This window comes from Methylobacterium aquaticum (genome assembly GCF_001043915.1).
Classification (GTDB): Bacteria; Pseudomonadota; Alphaproteobacteria; order Rhizobiales; family Beijerinckiaceae; genus Methylobacterium; species Methylobacterium aquaticum.
Genome location: NZ_LABX01000046.1, coordinates 1 through 19,401, shown reverse-complemented (window position 1 = coordinate 19,401; position 19,401 = coordinate 1). Strand labels below are relative to the sequence as shown.

At 69.5% G+C, this 19,401-nt stretch carries 13 protein-coding genes and 1 pseudogene; 12 read left to right on the top strand and 2 right to left on the bottom strand.

All coding sequences use genetic code 11. From position 1 onward, the window contains the following. Positions 1-873: 873 nt before the first annotated feature. The 6 genes from purL (at position 874) to VP06_RS06240 (ending at position 6,186) form a co-directional block, all read left to right on the top strand. Positions 874-3,096, top strand: a complete 2,223-nt coding sequence (gene purL / locus VP06_RS06265; RefSeq protein WP_048462971.1) for a phosphoribosylformylglycinamidine synthase subunit PurL — start codon at positions 874-876, stop codon at positions 3,094-3,096. A 129-nt stretch (positions 3,097-3,225) separates the two neighbouring features. Then, entirely contained in the window at positions 3,226-3,462 is a 237-nt protein-coding gene (locus tag VP06_RS06260) for a BolA family protein (protein WP_048462973.1), read from the top strand. A 177-nt stretch (positions 3,463-3,639) separates the two neighbouring features. Further along, complete coding sequence (gene grxD, locus VP06_RS06255) at positions 3,640-3,978, top strand: Grx4 family monothiol glutaredoxin (RefSeq protein ID WP_048462970.1); 339 nt, start codon at positions 3,640-3,642, stop codon at positions 3,976-3,978. A 125-nt stretch (positions 3,979-4,103) separates the two neighbouring features. Continuing rightward, complete coding sequence (locus tag VP06_RS06250; protein ID WP_048462969.1) at positions 4,104-5,036, top strand: NAD(P)/FAD-dependent oxidoreductase; 933 nt, start codon at positions 4,104-4,106, stop codon at positions 5,034-5,036. 207 nt (positions 5,037-5,243) lie between these two features. After that, a complete protein-coding gene (locus VP06_RS06245) occupies positions 5,244-5,426 on the top strand; it encodes a hypothetical protein (protein ID WP_048462968.1) in 183 nt (60 codons plus the stop codon). A gap of 568 nt (positions 5,427-5,994) precedes the next feature. Further along, on the top strand, positions 5,995-6,186 hold the full coding sequence (locus tag VP06_RS06240; protein WP_048462967.1) for a hypothetical protein: 192 nt from the start codon (positions 5,995-5,997) through the stop codon (positions 6,184-6,186). A 9-nt stretch (positions 6,187-6,195) separates the two neighbouring features. Here the strand turns inward: VP06_RS06240 and VP06_RS06235 are convergent, their stop codons facing one another. Together VP06_RS06235 and VP06_RS06230 are read right to left on the bottom strand one after the other, a co-directional pair. After that, complete coding sequence (locus VP06_RS06235; RefSeq protein WP_245291077.1) at positions 6,196-7,008, bottom strand: hypothetical protein; 813 nt, start codon at positions 7,006-7,008, stop codon at positions 6,196-6,198. 223 nt (positions 7,009-7,231) lie between these two features. Beyond that, on the bottom strand, positions 7,232-8,176 hold the full coding sequence (locus tag VP06_RS06230) for a ring-cleaving dioxygenase (RefSeq protein WP_048462966.1): 945 nt from the start codon (positions 8,174-8,176) through the stop codon (positions 7,232-7,234). Between the two features lie 128 nt (positions 8,177-8,304). Between VP06_RS06230 and VP06_RS06225 the strand changes: the two genes are divergently transcribed. The 6 genes and pseudogenes from VP06_RS06225 (at position 8,305) to VP06_RS06200 (ending at position 18,784) form a co-directional block, all read left to right on the top strand. Further along, positions 8,305-9,282 carry a LysR family transcriptional regulator gene (locus tag VP06_RS06225; RefSeq protein WP_048462965.1) on the top strand — a complete coding sequence of 326 codons (978 nt, stop codon included), beginning with the start codon at positions 8,305-8,307 and terminating at the stop codon, positions 9,280-9,282. A gap of 207 nt (positions 9,283-9,489) precedes the next feature. Further along, entirely contained in the window at positions 9,490-9,759 is a 270-nt protein-coding gene (locus VP06_RS06220; protein ID WP_048462964.1) for a DUF6489 family protein, read from the top strand. Between the two features lie 232 nt (positions 9,760-9,991). Next, positions 9,992-12,649 carry a pyruvate dehydrogenase (acetyl-transferring), homodimeric type gene (aceE, locus tag VP06_RS06215; protein ID WP_048462963.1) on the top strand — a complete coding sequence of 886 codons (2,658 nt, stop codon included), beginning with the start codon at positions 9,992-9,994 and terminating at the stop codon, positions 12,647-12,649. Positions 12,650-12,833: 184 nt separating this feature from the next. After that, positions 12,834-14,192, top strand: a pseudogene (gene aceF, locus VP06_RS06210) (dihydrolipoyllysine-residue acetyltransferase); the annotation flags it as partial. A 24-nt stretch (positions 14,193-14,216) separates the two neighbouring features. Beyond that, entirely contained in the window at positions 14,217-16,040 is a 1,824-nt protein-coding gene (gene lpdA / locus VP06_RS06205) for a dihydrolipoyl dehydrogenase (RefSeq protein ID WP_048462961.1), read from the top strand. 467 nt (positions 16,041-16,507) lie between these two features. Next, a complete protein-coding gene (locus tag VP06_RS06200) occupies positions 16,508-18,784 on the top strand; it encodes an NADP-dependent malic enzyme (protein WP_048462960.1) in 2,277 nt (758 codons plus the stop codon). Positions 18,785-19,401 lie beyond the last annotated feature (617 nt).

The window sequence follows — 19,401 nt, the reverse complement described above, 5'->3', positions numbered from 1 at the left end:
GCCTGCCAACGCAAGTCTGCTTAGGAGAGCCGACGGCGGGTTCGACCCTGATGTGACCGCCCTCCGGCAGGGGCGTGCACGGCGTCCCGATCGGAGTGTGGCGCGATCTCGCGGCGATCAGACACGGCCCGTCATGATCGACGACGCCGCACCGCCTCCGGCGCCTCGGTCTCCGAACGATCCGTCAATTCGGCACGCCGCGCCGGCCGCGTGGGCCGAAGGGATATCTGGCCGGACACGAGGCGCCGCCGACACGCCCACCGGCCTGACCGCCCGGGCGGCATCGGCCGTAGGGCCCGCAACCATCGTAGACCGGCGGGACGCCACCGAAATCCGTGACGGACGCGCCGCGATTGGAGGCGGGCGCGGCCAGAGCCGGGACCACGAAGGACGCGCTGACGAGCCCGGAGGCGACGCCGAACGTCAGCATCGACAGACCCCTGTCATGTCGAATCGCGCGAAGAAGTCAAGACTCTTTCCAGAAGCACCAAGACTCGCCTTGAGCCGTGGCGCCACTCTCATGCCGATCGCAAATTCTCGCCGACATCACCGCGTCATCGGAATCACGAATACTCGGGGATGAAAGATCGAAAACAGGGTCGATCTTGTCGATGCAATCGTCCTGGCGAGGTAGGCCGACGGTCGGGGCCGTCGCTCTCGGCGCGACGGTCTCCGACCCGGGATCCCCGGGCTGCGGCTGCCCGCCGGTCGGACTCGCCCGCAGGGCCGGGATGCGCCGGTCGAGGGCCCGCGGCGGCAGGCGGCCCGCGCCATCCTGGGGGTGCGGCACAGGGAGGCCCGTGTTGCCATCCGGTCCCCTCAGGCATTAAGCGCACGGGCAGCAGGGCCGCCCGACCGGCGAGAGGATGCCGCATGATCCGCAACGACGTCTCCATCACGCCCGAGCTCGTGCGCCAGCACGGCCTGACCGAGGACGAGTACCAGCGCTTCGTCGGCCTGATCGGGCGTGAGCCGACCCTCACCGAGCTGGGCATCGTCTCGGCGATGTGGAACGAGCATTGCTCGTACAAGTCGTCGCGCCTGCACCTGAAGACGCTGCCGACCAAGGCGCCCTGGGTTATCCAGGGCCCGGGCGAGAATGCCGGCGTGATCGACATCGGCGACGGCCTCGCCTGCGTGTTCAAGATGGAGAGCCACAACCACCCGAGCTTCATCGAGCCCTACCAGGGCGCGGCGACCGGGGTCGGCGGCATCCTGCGCGACGTCTTCACCATGGGCGCCCGGCCGATCGCGGCGCTGAACGCGCTCCGCTTCGGCTCGCCGGACCATCCGCGCACGCCGCACCTCGTCTCGGGCGTGGTCGCGGGCATCGGCGGCTACGGCAATTCCTTTGGCGTGCCGACGGTCGGCGGGGCGGTGGGCTTCCACACCCGCTACGACGGCAACATCCTGGTCAACGCCATGGCGGTCGGCCTCGCCAAGGCCGATGCGATCTTCTACGCGGCGGCGACCGGCGTGGGCAACCCGATCGTCTATCTCGGCTCGAAGACCGGCCGCGACGGCATCCACGGCGCCACCATGGCGTCGGCCGCCTTCGACGCCTCGTCGGAGGAGAAGCGCCCGACCGTCCAGGTCGGCGACCCCTTCGCGGAAAAGCTGCTGCTCGAAGCCTGCCTCGAGCTGATGGCGTCGGGCGCCGTGATCGCGATCCAGGACATGGGCGCGGCGGGACTGACCTGCTCGGCGGTCGAGATGGGCGCCAAGGGCAATCTCGGCGTCGAACTCAACCTCGACGCGGTCCCGACCCGCGAGCCCGGCATGACAGCTTACGAGATGATGCTGTCGGAGAGCCAGGAGCGCATGCTCATGGTGCTCAAGCCCGGCATGGAGGACGAGGCCAAGGCCATCTTCGTGAAGTGGGGCCTCGACTTCGCGATCATCGGCCACACCACCGACAGCTTACGCTTCGTCATCAAGCATGGGGGTGAGACCGTCGCCGACCTGCCGATCAAGGAACTCGGCGACGAGGCGCCGCTCTACGACCGGCCGCACCGCCAGAACACCCACCAGCCGGAGATCAAGGCGGAGGACGTGGCGGCGCCGATGCGCAACGTCGATGCGCTAAAGACGCTGGTCGGCTCGCCCGACCTGTGCTCCAAGCGCTGGGTCTACGAGCAATACGACCACTTCATCCTCGGCAACACCGTGCAGAAGCCCGGCGGCGACGCCGCGGTGGTGCGGGTCGAGGACGGGCCGAAGGGCCTGGCGCTCACCACCGACGTGACCCCGCGCTACTGCGAGGCCGATCCGGTCGAGGGCGGCAAGCAGGCGGTGGCGGAAGCCTGGCGCAACATCACGGCGGTGGGCGGCCGTCCGCTCGCCATCACCGACAACCTCAACTTCGGCAACCCGGAGAAGCCGGAGGTGATGGGGCAGTTCGTCGGCTGCATCCAGGGCATCGGCGAAGCCTGCCGCGCCCTCGACTTCCCGGTCGTGTCCGGCAACGTCTCGCTCTACAACGAGACCGAGGGCGTCGGCATCCTGCCGACCCCGTCGATCGGCGGCGTCGGCGTCGTCGACAATGTCGAGACGATCGCGACCGTCGCATTCAAGCGCGACGGCGACGCCCTGGTGCTGATCGGCGCCACCAAGGGCTGGCTCGGCCAGTCGGCGTATCTCGCCACGATCTGCGGCCGCGAGGAGGGCGCGCCGCCGCCCGTCGATCTCGCCGCCGAGAAGCGCAACGGCGATTTCGTGCGCGGGCTGATCACCTCGGGCCTCGTCGACACCGTCCACGACCTCTCCGATGGCGGCCTCGCCGTCGCGGTGGCCGAGATGGCGCTGGCCGGCAATATCGGGGCGGTGCTCCCCGAATGCCCGCTGCCGGTGCCGGCCCACGCCTACCTGTTCGGAGAGGACCAGGGCCGCTACCTCCTGGCGGTGGAGCCCGACGCGATCGCCGACCTCCTCTACAGCGCCAGCGCGCAGGGCATCGACGCGGCGGTGATCGGCGTCACCGGGGCCGACTCGCTGACCCTGCCGGGCGACGAGATCATCGCCCTCGACGACCTGCGCCGCGCGCATGAGGGCTGGCTGCCGGCCTATATGGCGGGTCCTGCGGCCGACGCGGCCTGATCTCCGTTCGCGCGCTTCGGACGCTCCGTCCCATCCCCGATCTCATCCTGAGGTTGCGGGTGGGAGCGAACGGGCTCACGTATCCAGGATGCCTTCGCAGCAACCCGATTCCGAATGGGAGACGACCCGATGCCGATGGATGCCCGCGAGATCGAGACGATGATCAAGGAGGCCCTGCCCGACGCCACGATCGAGATCCGCGACCTTGCCGGGGACGGCGACCACTACGCCGCCACCGTCGTGTCGGCGGCGTTCAAGGGCAAGACGCGGGTGCAGCAGCACCAGATGGTCTACGGCGCGCTCCAGGGGCGCATGGGCGGCGTGCTGCACGCCCTTGCCCTGACCACGGGCGTGCCGCAGGATTGAGCGATCCGGAGGGCTGCCGCATGGCGGTGATCCGCGCGGATCACCCGAGCCTCTCCGGCGACGATGTCGTCGCCCGGTCGCGAGAGGCGTCGCCGCGATCGGCCCTGCCGCGCCCCGCGGCGGTCTTGCAAAACCCGAGCGGTCATCACTAGCTAGAGCTCATACAGGGGAACCACCATGACCGACGTCACCACCCGCATCGAGACCGAGATCAAGTCCCAGGACGTGGTCGTGTTCATGAAGGGCACGCCGCAATTCCCGATGTGCGGCTTCTCGGGCCAGGTGGCCCAGATCCTCAACTACCTCGGCGTGCCGTTCAAGGGCGTGAACGTGCTCGAGGATATGGAGATCCGCGAGGGCATCAAGGCGTACTCGCAGTGGCCGACGATCCCGCAGGTCTATGTCAAGGGCGAGTTCGTCGGCGGCTGCGACATCACCCGCGAGATGTTCCAGTCGGGCGAGTTGCAGCAGATGCTGACCGAGAAGGGCATCGCCACCAACACTGCGGCCGCCTGAGTCCAGACCAACCGGACAGGACGGACGAGGAGGGGCGCGCGAGCGCCCTTTTTCGTTGCGGCTCGGCGAAACCCGGCCCATCGCCGAAGCGTCTCCTCCCGAGTGGCAGCACGCGGGACGGCGACATGCGGGACGTGATCATCGTGGGCGGCGGGCCGGCGGGGCTGTCGGCGGCGCTCCTCCTCGGGCGGTGCCGGCGGCGGGTGCTGCTGATCGATGCGGGCCATCCGCGCAACGCCGTGACGCCGCGCATGAACGGCTTCCTCGGCCGCGACGGCCACGCGCCCGGCTCCTTGCGCGACGAGGGACGGCGGGAACTCGCCGCCTACGACACGGTGGAGATCTGGGACGGACGGGTCGTCGACGCGGTGCGGGCGCCGGACAGCTTCGGGGTGGTGATGGAGGATCAGCGCCGCGCCGATGCCCGGCGGATGATCCTCGCGACGGGCCTGCGCACCGAGTTGCCCGCCATCGAGGGCTTTTCGGAGTATTGGGGCCACGGCGTCCACCACTGTCCCTATTGCGACGGCTTCGAGAACCGCGACCGGCCGCTCGCCATCTACGGCCCGGGGGAACCCGGCAAGGACACGGGCAAGTCAGCGGGCAAGTCAGCGGGCATGGGCCTCGCCCTTGAACTCACTGCCTGGCGCCGCGACCTGACGCTGCTCACTGACGGCCCCGGCTGCCTCGACGCCCCGGAGCGGGACCGCCTGGCCCGGCACGGCATCCGCATCGAGGAGCGCGGGATCGCCCGGCTTGAGGGCGAGGGCGGACGGTTCTGCCGCGTGCGCCTGCGCGACGGCACGGCGCTTCCTTGCGCCGCCCTGTTCTTCACCACCGGCCCCTGCATCCCCTCCCCGCTCGTCGAGCGGCTCGGCTGCGACCTGTCCCGCAAGGGCACGGTCCCGACCGGCGAATACGAGGAGACGAACGTACCGGGCCTCTACGTCGCGGGCGATGCCTCGCGGCGGGTCCAGCTGGCCATCGTGGCGGCAGCCGAGGGGGCGCTGGCCGCCTTCGCCATCAACACCGAGCTGCTGCGCGAGGAGACGCGCTGATTCGCCGGCTGCGCCGATCAGCACCGGGCAGGACATCATTCCTGGGATCGCGGCAACGGCGCCGGCGCCAATGCCGTTGTTGCAGCAAGGACTTGGCGGACGGGACGAGGCTCCGCGAGCCCGGACGGGATGAAGTCTCGCGTGTCAAGACTTTCTCGGGTCGTGAGTTTTTGTTAGTGCTTATCGACCGATCACGGGAGAGCGCCCATGATAGCGTTGGCGCAGGCATGGCGGGCCGGGCTCACCCGGCACACGCAGCGGGCGATACTGGCCCGCGAGGCTGCCCTCCGGCTGGTCGAGTCGGGGCCGCCCGAACACCATGCGTTCACCGTGCGGGACCTGATCCGCATGGCCCAGTCTGCCCGCTCCGCGGCCGGTCCGCGAGGCTGACGCTCGCCTGCTGCGGTTCACACGGAGAGCTGGCAAGGTCGCAAGAGGGGTGAAGCTCCTCCGGCCTGTGCAGGAGCGTGGCGACCGGCGCCTCATCCTTTGATCGAGGGCGCGTCGCCGCCGGGCGGAGCCGGTCATCGGCGAAACGCACGAGCGCCTCTCGTACCCGGGAATGGCGCGCGGGTCGCCCTGTTCGCACCGAGACATCGTCCCGCGCAGGCGCGAGCGTGCCCATGATCGGGTAAGGTTTTGCCCGTAGTAACGTCAGGCCCGTGGATCGGTGTTCACCGGCGATCGGGCCGCCGGACGATCCCGCACCGCACACAAAACCATCCGCGCCGCACCATGCTCGGCGTGCGCTGGCGCACGTTAACCGTGCGTCCACCCTGCTAGACCCTCATGCACCGTCGCAGGCCGCGGACACCGTCTTTAGGGGTGGTGTGCCCGAACTTTTTCTTGCACGGTGATGTGCGGCACGGAACTGTTCGAGTTCTTCGCCGTTACTGATTTTTAAGCGTGTGTATCCGTACCCCCTGCCAACCACGGGCCCTGCGCCCGGGGGACCATCATGCCCGATTTCGAGCCACGGAACCTCGACGACGCTGAGAGCCTCGCCCGCCTCGCCGAGCTTCTTCATCCCACCAAGGCCGCCCGGACCGAGGCCAAGGCCCGCGGCCGCCGCCGCGCCGCTTCCGGCTTCCTGCCAGTGCAAGGCTCCACTCCCGCCGAGCAGGCGGTACGGGACCTGCAACACGCCTGAGCGCTGCACCTACCAGGGCTGCGGGGTGATGACCCCTTTGCTGGTCACCACGACCCAGGTCCTGCCCCGGCGTTCGATCGTCTCGACCCGGCCTGCCCCCGGCAGCGTATCGCCCGGGCCGACCTCGACGAGGCGGCGGTTGCGGTTCTCGATCATCGCCACCCCATCATAGACGTCGCGCAGCACCCAGCCGTCGATCGTGGCCGACTTCGCCGCGGCCGCCGCCTTGTCGGGCAAGCTGCCGGTCAGGACGGGCTCCGCCGCCGCGACATGCTTCGTCGCGGGCGCCGCGGGAACGGCCGCGACCGGCGCCGGAGTGGTGGCCGGCAGCGGGGCCTGCGCGACGGGACCCTGGCGCTTGTCCAGCTTGTCGAGCAGCGCCGCGAGGCGGGCTGCCTGCTCGCGGTCGGCATGGTCCTGCCGCTCGGCCATCGCGGTCAGGCGCTCGGACAAAGCCGCCACCTTACCGGCGAGGTCGACATCCTGGCGCTGCAACCGCTCCAGGCGCTCGGAGATCTGTCCCAGGCGCGCGCCGGTCTCGGCGCGTCCCTTGTCGGCGGAGTCGTGGGCCTGGATCGTGCGGTCGCGCAGGAGCGACAGGTCGGTGGCGAGGCGGGCGGATTCGGCAGTGCCGGCTTCGACCCGGCCGCTCAGGCGGGCCCACTCGGTCTGCGGGATGCCGGGTCCTGCGCCCTGGACCGCTCCCATCAGCGCCACCGTGGCGCCACCCGCGAGCGCGCCGACGCATCCGGCGCAGAGGATCGCCGCGAGGGTCGTCGTGGTCAGCTTCGGCCACCCGGACGGACCGGCTATCCGGCTCACGCCCGGGACTGCGCTCCCCGAGCCGGTCCCTTCCGGGTCGGCTTTGCCCGGGCTGGACACCGCACCGTCCGGAGCCCCCCCCGCACCGGCCGAAGCCGGCGCGCCGGCGACGTCGTTCTGATCCACCATGACCCGAGCTTCCCAGAGATCCAGGAAGAGTTGGGTAACCATGTTTGCTTAACCGATGGTTACCAAATCCAGGCCGCAGGCAGCGGCTCTGGCCTCACGCCAGGGCCGGCAGCACCCGCTCGATCTCGGCCCGGTGCGGCTCAAGGAAGGCCGGCAGCTTCAGGGCCTCGCCGAGGGCCTCCGCCGGCTCGTCGGCGGCGAAGCCGGGAGCGTCGGTGGCGATCTCGAACAGCACGCCGCCGGGCTCGCGGAAATAGACCGAGCGGAAGTAGTTGCGGTCGCGCTGCTCGGTGACCTGGAGGCCGAGGGCCCCGGCCCGCTCCGCCATCTCGGCTTGGCCTGCGTCGTCGGCGGCCCGGAAGGCGACGTGGTGGACCGAGCCGCCGCCCGACCGCCCGGGCAGGAAATCGCCGGCCTCCCGCAGGGTGAGGTGGGCGCCGAGCCCGGCCGTGCCGGCGTAACGGGTGAGCGAGCCCTCCCGTCCCGTCTCGGTCCAGCCGAACACCTCGGTCAGCACCCGGGCGGTCGGGGCGGCCTGGCGCAGCATCAGGGTCACGCCGTGGAAGCCCCGCACCGCATGCTCGGCCGGCACCTCGGACCCGGTCCAGGCCGGCTCGGCCTCGGCGCCGGGGACGCCGACCAGGGCAAGCCGCATCCCGTCGGGATCGCGGAACGGCAGCACCGTCTCGCCGAAGACCTTGGCGGGAGCCTCGAAGGCGATGCCGGCCGCGACCAGCCGGTGCGTCCAGTAGCCGATCGATCCCGCCGGCACCCGGAACGCGGTCTCCTCGGTCTGCCCGATTCCGACCCGGCCGGGGGCGACGTGCTCCCAGGGAAAGAAGGTCAGGATGGTGCCCGGCGCGCCGTCCGCGTCGCCGTAATACAGGTGATAGGTGCCCGGATCGTCGAAATTGACGGTCTTCTTGACGAGCCGCAGCCCAAGCACGCGGGTATAGAAGTCGACGTTCCGGCGCGCCGGTCCCGAAATGGCGGTGACGTGGTGCAGGCCGGCGGAGGCGGTGGTGGTCGTGAGGGTCATGGCCGAGAACTCCCGGTAGCGGACCGGCGGGTGAATTCCGTCGGGTGCGCCGCGATGGAGGCAATCTAGGGGTTGCACCGGGGGCCAGAAATAGAAACAATCGAAACCTATCGTTTCAGGACGCGCCCATGCCGCTGCCCGATTTCGAGGCTTGGGCGATCTTTGCCCGGGTGGCGCAGACGGCCTCGTTCTCCCGGGCCGCCACCGAGCTGGGGCTGTCGAAGGCCACCGTCTCGAAGGCGGTGAGCCGGCTCGAACGGCGTCTGGGCGCCGCTCTTCTCCACCGCACGTCGCGCCGCCTCGCGCTGACGGAAGCCGGGCGTCTTGCCCTCGACGGCGCCGCCCGGATCCTGGCGGCGGGCGAGACGGCGGAGGCCGAGGCTTTGGCGCAATCGGCGACGCCGCGGGGCCTGGTGCGCCTCGCCGCCCCGATGTCGTTCGGTCTCGCCCATGTGGCGCCGCTCCTGCCCGACTTCCTCACCGCGCATCCGGAGGTCGCCGTCGACCTGCACCTGAGCGACGCGCAGGTCGACCTCGTCGGCGACGGCTTCGACCTCGGCCTGCGCATCGCCGCGCTCGCCGATTCCAGCCTGCGCCTGCGCCGCCTCTGCGCCGTCGGCCGCTCCCTGGTGGCGGCCCCCGCCTATCTCGCCCGGGCCGGCCGGCCGGCCCATCCGCGCGACCTCGGCAGCCATGCCTGCCTCGGCTACGCCTATCTGCCGAATCCGGAGCGCTGGCATTTTCACGATGCGGCCGGGGCCGAGGCGAGCGTGACGCCGGCCGGACGGCTCAGGGCGAACAACGCCGACGCCTTGACGCCGGCTTTGCACGCGGGCCTGGGGCTGGCGGTGCAGCCGGACTTCCTGGTCTGGGACGACCTGCGCGCCGGGCGGCTGGAGCGGGTGATGCCGGCCTGGTCGCCGCCGCCGGTCGGGCTCAACCTGCTGATGCCGCCCGGTGCCGCCCGGCCGGCCCGGGTCACAGCCCTGGTGGCGTTCCTGGAGCGCCGGCTCGCGACGGCGCCGTGGGCCGCGGACCCATGGACCACGCGCCCTCGGACGGACGGATCTTTCAACAACCCGGGTGACAGAATGGCCGACCCGTAACAATGCGGCTTTACAATGTTGCCGGAATCGCCGAGGGGGCGCATACGACCTTCGTCGTAGGGCCGAGGGTGGCCGCGCCTGCGCGGCCGTTTCCGCTGTGTGGGACTAGGTCGTTGATTTCACCGCATTTTTTGCATCCGGCTCGGGTTCCCACACGGACCAAAAGGTGCTCTAAGCTCGGGACGGGGGCCGAAAGGGAAGAATGCGATGAAGTTCCGCGTCGAGGTCGATTGCACCCCGGTCGAGGCACGCCAGTTCGTGGGTCTTCCCAACGTCGAGCCGCTGCAAGCGGCGGTGATGGCCGAGGTCGAGCGCCGCATGATGGCCGAGATGGATCGCTTCTCGCCCGACGCGATCATGCGCAGCTGGTTCAGCGTCTTTCCGCAAGGAGCGGACCAGATGCAGAACATGTTCTTCAAGATGTTCCAGCAGGGCTTCGGCGCGTCCCCGACTCCGCCGGCCAAGTCCGAGCCTTGATCGAAGCTCTGATCCAGGTCGAAAAAATGCCGGCTCGCCGGCTCGACGACGGTTCCGGGTTTCCGCACCGCAGCGCGACGAAGGGTGCGGATGCTCGGACACCCGAACCAAGCCGGAGAGGCTAAACCCTTGTCAGTTCAGTCGAGTTGCGAAAGCATCGCGGTGGCACGAACAATGCTGACGCCTGCGGCAGCTCGACCCGCCGATCGAGTATGACCTAAGGGAGGACAACGTGGAACGCAGTCGCGATCTCGACCCGGTCGAGACCCAGGAGTGGCTCGACTCGCTCGACGGCGTGCTGGAGGTCGAGGGCCCCGAGCGGGCGCACTTCCTCATCGAGCAGGTCATCGAGGGCGCCCGCAAGAAGGGCGCGCCGGTTCCGTATTCCGCCAATACGGCGTATCTGAACACGATTCCGGTCGACAAGCAGCCCCCCCATCCGGGGGATAGGGCGATCGAGCACCGGATCCGCTCGGCGATCCGCTGGAACGCGATCGCGATCATCCTGCGCAACAACAAGGACTCGTCGGAACTGGGCGGCCACATCGCCAGCTTCCAGTCGGCGGCGACCCTGTACGACACCGGCTTCATGCATTTCTGGCACGGCGCCGAGGGGGAGCGCGGCGGCGACCTGATCTACGTCCAGGGCCATTCCTCGCCGGGCATCTATGCCCGCGCCTACCTGGAAGGCCGGCTGACCGAGGAGCAGCTGCTGAGCTTCCGCCAGGAAGTCGGCGGCAAGGGCCTCTCCTCCTATCCGCATCCCTGGCTGATGCCGGATTTCTGGCAGTTCCCGACCGTCTCGATGGGCCTCGGGCCCCTGATGGCGATCTACCAGGCCCGCTATCTCCGCTACCTGCACCATCGCGGTCTCGCCAACACCGACGGCCGCAAGGTCTGGGCCTTCATGGGCGACGGCGAGATGGACGAGCCCGAGTCCCTCGGCGCGATCTCGCTGGCGGCGCGCGAGAAGCTCGACAACCTGGTCTTCGTCATCAACTGCAACTTGCAGCGCCTCGACGGCCCGGTGCGCGGCAACGGCAAGATCGTCCAGGAGCTGGAAGCCAACTTCCGCGGCGCCGGCTGGAACGTCATCAAGGTGCTGTGGGGCTCGGGCTGGGACCAGCTGCTCGCCCGCGACACCACCGGCATGCTGGCGCGTCTGATGGAGGAATGCGTCGACGGCGAGTACCAGGATTTCAAGTCGAAGAACGGCGCCTATATCCGCGAGCACTTCTTCGGCAAGTACCCGGAGACCGCCGCCCTCGTGGCCGATTGGAGCGACGAGGACATCTGGCGCCTGACCCGCGGCGGCCATGACCCGAGCAAGGTCTTCGCGGCCTATTCGGCGGCAGTGAACCACAAGGGCCAGCCGACCCTCATCCTCGCCAAGACCGTCAAGGGCTACGGCATGGGCGAGGCCGGTGAGGCGCAGAACATCACCCATCAGCAGAAGAAGATGGGCGAGGCGGTGCTCAAGCAGTTCCGCGACCGCTTCGGCATCGACCTCAACGACGACCAGATCGCCGAGATCCCGTTCATCCGCTTCCCCGAGGGGTCGCCGGAGCACGACTATCTCATGGCGCGGCGCAAGGCGCTCGGCGGCGCGCTGCCGGCCCGGCGCCAGAAGTCGCAGGCCCTGGAGGTTCCGCCGCTCGACGCCTTCTCGGCCCAGCTGAAGGAGACCGCGGGCCGCGAGATCTCCACCACCATGGCCTTCGTGCGGGTGCTCAACACGCTCCTGCGCGACAAGAACATCGGCAACCGCATCGTGCCGATCGTGCCCGACGAGAGCCGGACCTTCGGCATGGAGGGCATGTTCCGGCAGTTCGGCATCTTCAGCCAGGTCGGCCAGCTCTACCGGCCGGAAGACGCCAACCAGCTGATGTATTACCGCGAGGACGAGAAGGGCCAGATGCTCCAGGAGGGCATCAACGAGGCCGGCGCGATGTCGTCCTGGATCGCGGCCGCGACCTCGTACTCGCATTCCGACGCGCCGACGATCCCGTTCTACATCTATTATTCGATGTTCGGGTTCCAGCGCATCGGCGACCTCGCCTGGGCCGCCGGTGACATGCGCGCCCGCGGCTTCATGATCGGCGGCACCGCCGGCCGCACGACCCTCAACGGCGAGGGCTTGCAGCACGAGGACGGCCATAGCCACCTGATCTCGGCCACCATCCCGAACTGCGTCTCCTACGATCCGACCTTCTCCTACGAGGTGGCGGTGATCGTGCAGGACGGCCTGCGCCGGATGTATGCCGAGCAGGAGGACGTGTTCTACTACATCACGGTGATGAACGAGAACTACGAGCATCCCGGCATGCCCGACGGGGCGGCGCCCGGGATCCTCAAGGGAATGTACCTGTTCCGCGAGGGCAAGGCCGGCGCCAGGAACCGCGTCCAGCTGATGGGCTCGGGCACGATCCTGCGCGAAGTGATCGCCGGGGCCGAGCTGCTGGAGCAGGATTTCGGCATCGCGGCCGACATCTGGTCCTGCCCGAGCTTCACGGAGCTGCGCCGCGAGGCGATGGCGGTGGAGCGCTGGAACATGCTCCACCCGACCGAGACGCAGAAGACGAGCTACGTCGAGACCTGCCTTGCCGGCCGCCAGGGCCCGGTGATCGCGGCGACCGACTACATGCGTCTCTTCGCCGACCAGATCCGCCCCTACGTGCCGGGCCGCTACAAGGTGCTCGGCACCGACGGCTTCGGCCGCTCAGATTACCGGGTGCGCCTGCGCGAGTTCTTCGAGGTCAACCGCTACTGGGTCGCCGTCGCGGCGCTCAAGAGCCTGGCCGAGGAGGGCGCCGTGCCGGCCGCCAAGGTCGCCGAGGCGATCGCCAAGTACGGGCTGAACCCGGAGAAGCCGGCCCCCTGGACGGTCTGACATCGCGAGACTCGCGAGGCCCCTCTCCCGCGCCGCGGGAGAGGGCGGCCGAGAGGATTTTCCGACGAAGTGGATACCGGTTCGTCGTAGACAACGCGGCAAAATCAAACAGCGAGAGAAGCTTCGCGATTGCAACGCAGTCGTGAAGCTTCTCTAGCGCGCGCGAAAAAGTCCATCTGCTTCAAAAGCGCAAGCAAATCAATCGGGAGAGTGCGCAGTGTCGATCGAGGTCAAGATCCCGGATATCGGTGATTTCAAGGACATCCCGATCATCGAGATCCTGGTGAAGGAGGGTGACACGATCGGGGCCGAGGACCCGATCGTGTCGCTCGAATCCGACAAGGCGACGATGGAGGTGCCCTCCCCGTCGGCCGGCGTGATCGAGAAGATCCTGGTCAAGATCGGCGACAAGGTGAGCGAGGGCAGCGCGGTCCTGCTGCTGAAGGGCGAGGGCGAGGCCAAGGCGCCGGCCGCCGCCGCTGCCGCGACCCCGTCCGCCGGTGCGGCCCCCGCGGCGGATACCGCCGCCCTGATGCCGAAGCAGGAGCCGGATCCGGCCAAGCCGGCCGCTCCCCCGGTCGCCGCCCAGGCTTCGTCCGCTCCGGCCTCCTCGGCGCCGGACTTCTCGAACGTCCATGCCAGCCCTGCCGTGCGGCGGCTGGCCCGCGAACTCGGCGTCGATCTCAACGCGATCAAGGGTTCCGGCGAGAAGGGCCGGATCACCAAGGAGGACGTGAAGGGCTCGCTGGTGCGCTCCGCCGCCCCGGCCGCGGCTCCCGCCGGCCCTGTGGTGGCCACCGGAAGCATGGGCATCCCGGAAATCCCGGCGGTCGATTTCTCGAAGTTCGGCCCGACCGAGGTCAAGCCGCTGCCGCGGATCAAGAAGATCTCCGGCCCGCACCTGCACCGCGCTTGGCTCAACGTCCCCCTCGTCACCCATTCGGACGAGTCGGACATCACCGAGACCGACGCCTATCGCAAGGAACTCGACACCGCCGGCAAGGACAAGGGCTACCGCGTCACCCTGCTGTCGTTCCTCATCAAGGCCGCGGTCTCGGCCCTGCGCCAGCACCCGGAGTTCAATTCGTCGCTGAACCCCGAGAAGGACGCGCTGATCCTCAAGAAGTATTACAACATCGGCGTTGCCGTCGACACGCCGGACGGCCTCGTCGTCCCGGTGGTCAAGGATGCGGATCGCAAGGGCATCGTCGAGATCAGCCAGGAGCTGGGCGCGCTGTCGAAGAAGGCCCGCGACGGCAAGCTCGGCAGCGGCGACATGCAGGGCGCCACCTTCACGATCTCGTCCCTCGGCGGCATCGGCGGCACCGGCTTCACGCCCCTCGTCAACGCTCCCGAGGTCGCGATCCTGGGCGTGGTGCGCTCCAAGATGGCGCCGGTCTGGAACGGCTCGGAGTTCAAGCCGCGCCTGATGCTGCCGCTGTCGGTCTCCTACGACCACCGCGTGATCGACGGCGCGCTCGCGGCGCGCTTCACCCGCCACCTCGCCCACGTCCTCGAGGACGTCCGGCGCCTCGTCGTCTGACGAAACACGCAGCGAGGTGATCCGATGAGCAACGAAGTCCGTCTGCCGGACATCGGCGACTTCAAGAACGTCCCGGTGATCGAGGTGCTGGTCAAGGCCGGCGACACGATCGCGGTCGACGACACCATCGTCGTCCTGGAATCCGACAAGGCGACCATGGACGTCCCCTCCTCCGTGGCCGGCAAGGTCGTGGAGGTGAAGGTCAAGCCCGGCGACACGGTCACGCAGGGCGATCTTCTCCTGGTGCTCGAGGGCGCGGCGTCTGCTAGCGCGGCGAAACCCGCGGTTGCCGAGAAGGCGGCTCCGGCCGCAGGCGGCTCGCCGCTCGCGGCGGGGGCGGGCCAGGCGGGTTACGGCCCGCCCCCCCCCGCCGGCGGGACGGGAGCCTCCGCGGCGCCCGCCCCGACGGGCGCGGCGCCGGTCTCCGGCGAGGCGATGCGGGCCGAGGTGCTGGTGCTCGGCGCCGGCCCCGGCGGCTACACGGCGGCGTTCCGCGCCGCCGATCTCGGCAAGAAGGTGATCCTGGTCGAGCGCTGGGCGAGCCTCGGCGGGGTGTGCCTCAATGTCGGCTGCATCCCCTCGAAGGCGCTGCTCCACGCCGCCAAGGTGATCGACGAGAGCCAGGCGATGGCCTCGCACGGCATCAGCTTCGCGGCGCCGCAGATCGACATCGATCAGCTGCGGAGCTGGAAGGAAGGCGTGGTCAAGCGCCTGACCGGCGGCCTCGGGGGGCTGGCCAAGCAGCGCAAGGTGACGGTGGTGACGGGCACCGCCCGCTTCGTCAGCCCGCACCAGATCGCGGTCGAGCACGAAGGCAAGACGACCGTCATCGGGTTCGACAACGCGGTCATCGCGGCCGGCTCCGAGCCGATCAAGATGCCGTTCATCCCGCATGACGATCCGCGGGTGATCGACTCGACCGGCGCGCTCGAACTCGACGGGGTGCCGAAGCGCCTCCTCGTCGTCGGCGGCGGCATCATCGGCCTCGAGATGGCGACGGTCTACCACGCGCTCGGGTCCAAGGTGACCATCGTCGAGCTGATGGACCAGATCATCCCGGGCGCCGACAAGGACATCGTCACCCCGCTCTTCAAGCGGATCTCGAAGCAGTACGAGGCGATCTACCTGAAGTCCAAGGTCACGGCCGTCGAGGCTCTGCCCGAGGGCCTCAAGGTGACGTTCGAGGGCGGCTCCGCGCCGGCGACCGACACCTTCGACAAGATCCTGGTCTCGGTTGGCCGCCGGCCCAACGGCAAGCTGATCGGCGCCGAGGCGGCCGGCGTCGCGGTGGACGAGCGGGGCTTCATCCCGGTCGACAAGCAGATGCGGACGACGGCGCCGCACATCTTTGCCATCGGCGACGTGGTCGGCCAGCCGATGCTCGCCCACAAGGCAGTGCACGAGGGCAAGGTCGCGGCGGAAGCGGCTGCGGGCAAGAACTCGTTCTTCGACGCCAAGGTGATCCCGTCTGTGGCCTATACCGATCCGGAAGTGGCCTGGGTCGGCCTGTCCGAGACCGAGGCCAAGGCCAAGGGCATCAAGGTCGGCAAGGGCGTCTTTCCCTGGGCGGCGAGCGGGCGCTCGCTGTCGCTCGGGCGCGACGAGGGCCTGACCAAGGTGCTGTTCGACGAGGAATCGAACCGCATCGTCGGCTGCGGCATCGTCGGCCCCTCGGCCGGCGACCTGATCGCGGAAGCCGCCCTCGCCATCGAGATGGGGGCGGATGCCGAGGATATCGGGATGACCATCCACCCGCACCCGACCCTGTCGGAGACGGTCGGCATGGCGGCGGAAGCCTTCGAAGGCACGATCACCGACCTCTACATGCCGAAGAAGAAGGCGCATTGAGGCGACGGGCGGGGCGGAAATCGCCTCGCCCCGCATCCAGGTTTCCTCGCCGAGGGCGCGCATGTCCCCCTCTCCCCGCGGGCAGGGAGTGGGCTGTTGATCCCTTGTCGGGTCAACAGCGAGGCGTCAGCCGAGGGTGAGGGTGAGGGGGAGGTGCCGGAAGAGCCTCATCCGGAAACACCCCCTCACCCTCGCAGCGAACCTGCGGTTCGCAGCTCACTTCATCGACGACAAGGTCGATGAAGTCCTCTCCCCACTCGCGGGGAGAGGCGACAACCCACGCTTCACTGCAATCTCGTCTGCGTTGTGCCAGCCTGTTTGACAGGTCTGTAGTTTCGATTTCTCCGCCAACTTCAGCGGGATCACCACCCTAACCTTGAGCGTTGCCATCCCGATCGGTGCCCGCGAACGGCACCGGCCGGGAGACGGCTCCGCGCGCCATCATCCCACGCACAGGAGGACACCCCGTGGACGAGCAACTCGAACAGGCCGCCCTCGACTACCACCGCTTCCCGACGCCGGGGAAGATCGCGGTGTTGCCGACCAAGGACATGAGCACGCAGCGCGATCTCGCGCTCGCCTACTCGCCGGGCGTCGCCGCCGCCTGCCTCGCCATCGAGAAGGACCCGGCCCAGGCGGCGGAACTGACCTCCCGCGGCAACCTCGTGGCGGTGATCTCGAACGGCACCGCGGTGCTCGGCCTCGGCAATATCGGGGCGCTCGCCGGCAAGCCCGTCATGGAGGGCAAGGGCTGCCTGTTCCGCAAGTTCGCCGGCATCGACGTGTTCGACATCGAGATCGACGAGACCGATCCGGACAAGCTCGTCGACATCATCGCGAGCCTGGAGCCGACCTTCGGGGGCATCAACCTCGAAGACATCAAGGCGCCGGAATGCTTCGAGATCGAGACCCGCCTGCGTGAGCGGATGAAGATCCCGGTCTTCCACGACGACCAGCACGGCACCGCGATCATCGCCGCCGCGGCGATCCTCAACGGCCTCGAAGTGGTCGGCAAGACAATCGGCGAGGTGCGCGTCGTCTGCTCGGGCGCCGGGGCCGCGGCCATCGCCTGCCTCAACCTGCTGGTCAGCCTCGGCCTCGACAAGAAGAACGTTCTCGTCACCGACAGCCGCGGCGTCATCTACCAGGGCCGCAACAATCTCGACGCCCAGAAGGCGCAATATGCGCAAGCGACCGAGGCCCGGACGCTCGCCGATGCGGTGCCCGGAACCGACATCTTCCTCGGCCTCTCGGCCGCCGGCGCGCTGACGCCCGAGATGGTCAAGGGCATGGCCGACAAGCCCCTGATCCTGGCGCTCGCCAACCCCGAGCCGGAGATCCGGCCGGAGGCCGCCAAGGCCGTGCGCCCCGACGCGATCATCGCCACCGGCCGCTCGGATTATCCGAACCAGGTCAACAACGTCCTGTGCTTCCCGTTCATCTTCCGCGGCGCGCTCGATGTCGGCGCGACCACGATCAACGAGGAGATGAAGCTCGCTGCCGTGCGGGCCATCGCCGAGCTGGCGCGGGCCGAGCAATCGGACGTGGTGACGGCGGCCTACGGCACGCACGACATCGCCTTCGGGCCCGACTACCTGATCCCGCGCCCGTTCGACCCGCGGCTCATCACCAAGGTGGCCCCGGCCGTGGCGCTCGCCGCCACCGAGAGCGGCGTCGCCACCAAGCCCATGCTCGACGTCGAAGCCTATCGCCGGTCCCTGGAGCGCCTCGTCTACACCTCCGGCACGGTGATGCAGCCGGTCTTCGCCGCAGCGACCGAGGCCACCCGCGCCCGCGTGGCCTATGCCGAGGGCGAGGACGACCGGGTCTTGCGCGCCACGCAGGTCGTGGTCGACGAGGGCCTGGCGCGTCCCGTGCTGGTCGGACGGCGCGAGGTCATCGCCGGCAAGATGAAGGCGCTGGGGCTGCGCATCGAGGTCGGCCGCGACGTCGACGTGCAGGATCTCGACGACGAGGTGTTCCAGGCAGAAGCCGCGCAGGGCTACTACGCCAAGCGCAAGCGCAACGGCCTGTCGCGCGAGGTCGCGCTCGCCGAGGCACGCCGCAATCCGACGCTCGTCGGCGCGATGCTGCTGACCCTCGGCAAGGTCGACGGCCTGCTCTGCGGCGGCACCGGCTCCTATCACAGCCACCTGCGCCACGTGCGCGAGGTGATCGGGATGGCAGCCGGAGTGAAGGCGCTCACCGCCATGAGCCTGCTGCAACTGCCGCGGCACACGCTGTTCATCTGCGACCCCTACATCCATCTCGATCCGGGCGCGGAGGAGCTGGCCGACATGACGCTGCTCGCAACGGCCGAAATGCGCCGCTTCGGCCAGACCCCGCGGGTCGCCCTCGTCTCGCATTCGAGCTTCGGCACCGCCCGCAACCCGTCGGCGGAGAAGATGCGCAAGGCGCTCGCGCTCATCACCGAACGGGCGCCCGACCTCGAAGTCGAGGGCGAGATGCAGGCCGATGCGGCGCTGAGCCGGCCGCTGATGGAGCGGGTGTTCCCCGAGTCGCGCCTGACCGGGGAGGCGAACCTCCTGGTGATGCCGAACCTCGATGCCGCCAACATCACCCTCAACGCCCTGAAGGTGGTGGCGGGCCAGGGCATCAGCGTCGGGCCGATCCTGCTCGGCGCCGCCGCCCCGGTCCACATCCTCACCCACACCACGACCGTGCGCGGCATCGTCAACATGACGGCGGTGACGGCGGTGGCCGCCGCCGCGCGGGCCGGCTGAGAACGCTCCCGAACGGCCCGCGCCGGACCTCGCCAAGGGCCGGCGCGGGCTCGCCTCGAACGACTCCGGGGCGACACCCGATCGCGAGCCGATCGCAGGGTGGCTGCGCCGCCTCCGCACGATGGGCGATCGGCCTTGCGACGGGAGACCCGCTTCCTGTCGCGGATCCGTGCCGCCCGACCGCCCCTCCAGCGCGACGATGCAGGGCGGGCCGCACGTCCCTCGGGAGGACGCGCGCCCCGCTCCCGTTCCTGCCGGCGGCGACCGCCAAGCCGCAGCGCGGGATCCCCTCTCCCGAGGGGGGGGAAAGGGGACCCGCGCCGGAGCGAAACCCATCTTTGATGACACCGGGTGCAAACACGCGCCGCCTCGTGTCATTCGCGAGGAACCGCGAAGCCGGTGTGCAGCTCAATACCGTCGGCCCGAGGTAGTGACGGATCGCGTCGCTCCGGCGCGGGCCCCCTTTCCCCCCCCTCGGGAGCGGGGCTCCCGCGCTGCGGCTTGGCGGTCGCCGCCCGCCGGAACGGGGGCGGGGCGCGCGTCCCCCCGCGGGACCGGCGGCCCGCCCTGCAACCGCGGCGTGGAGGGGCGGCGCGGGGGCGGGGGACGCGCAGCAG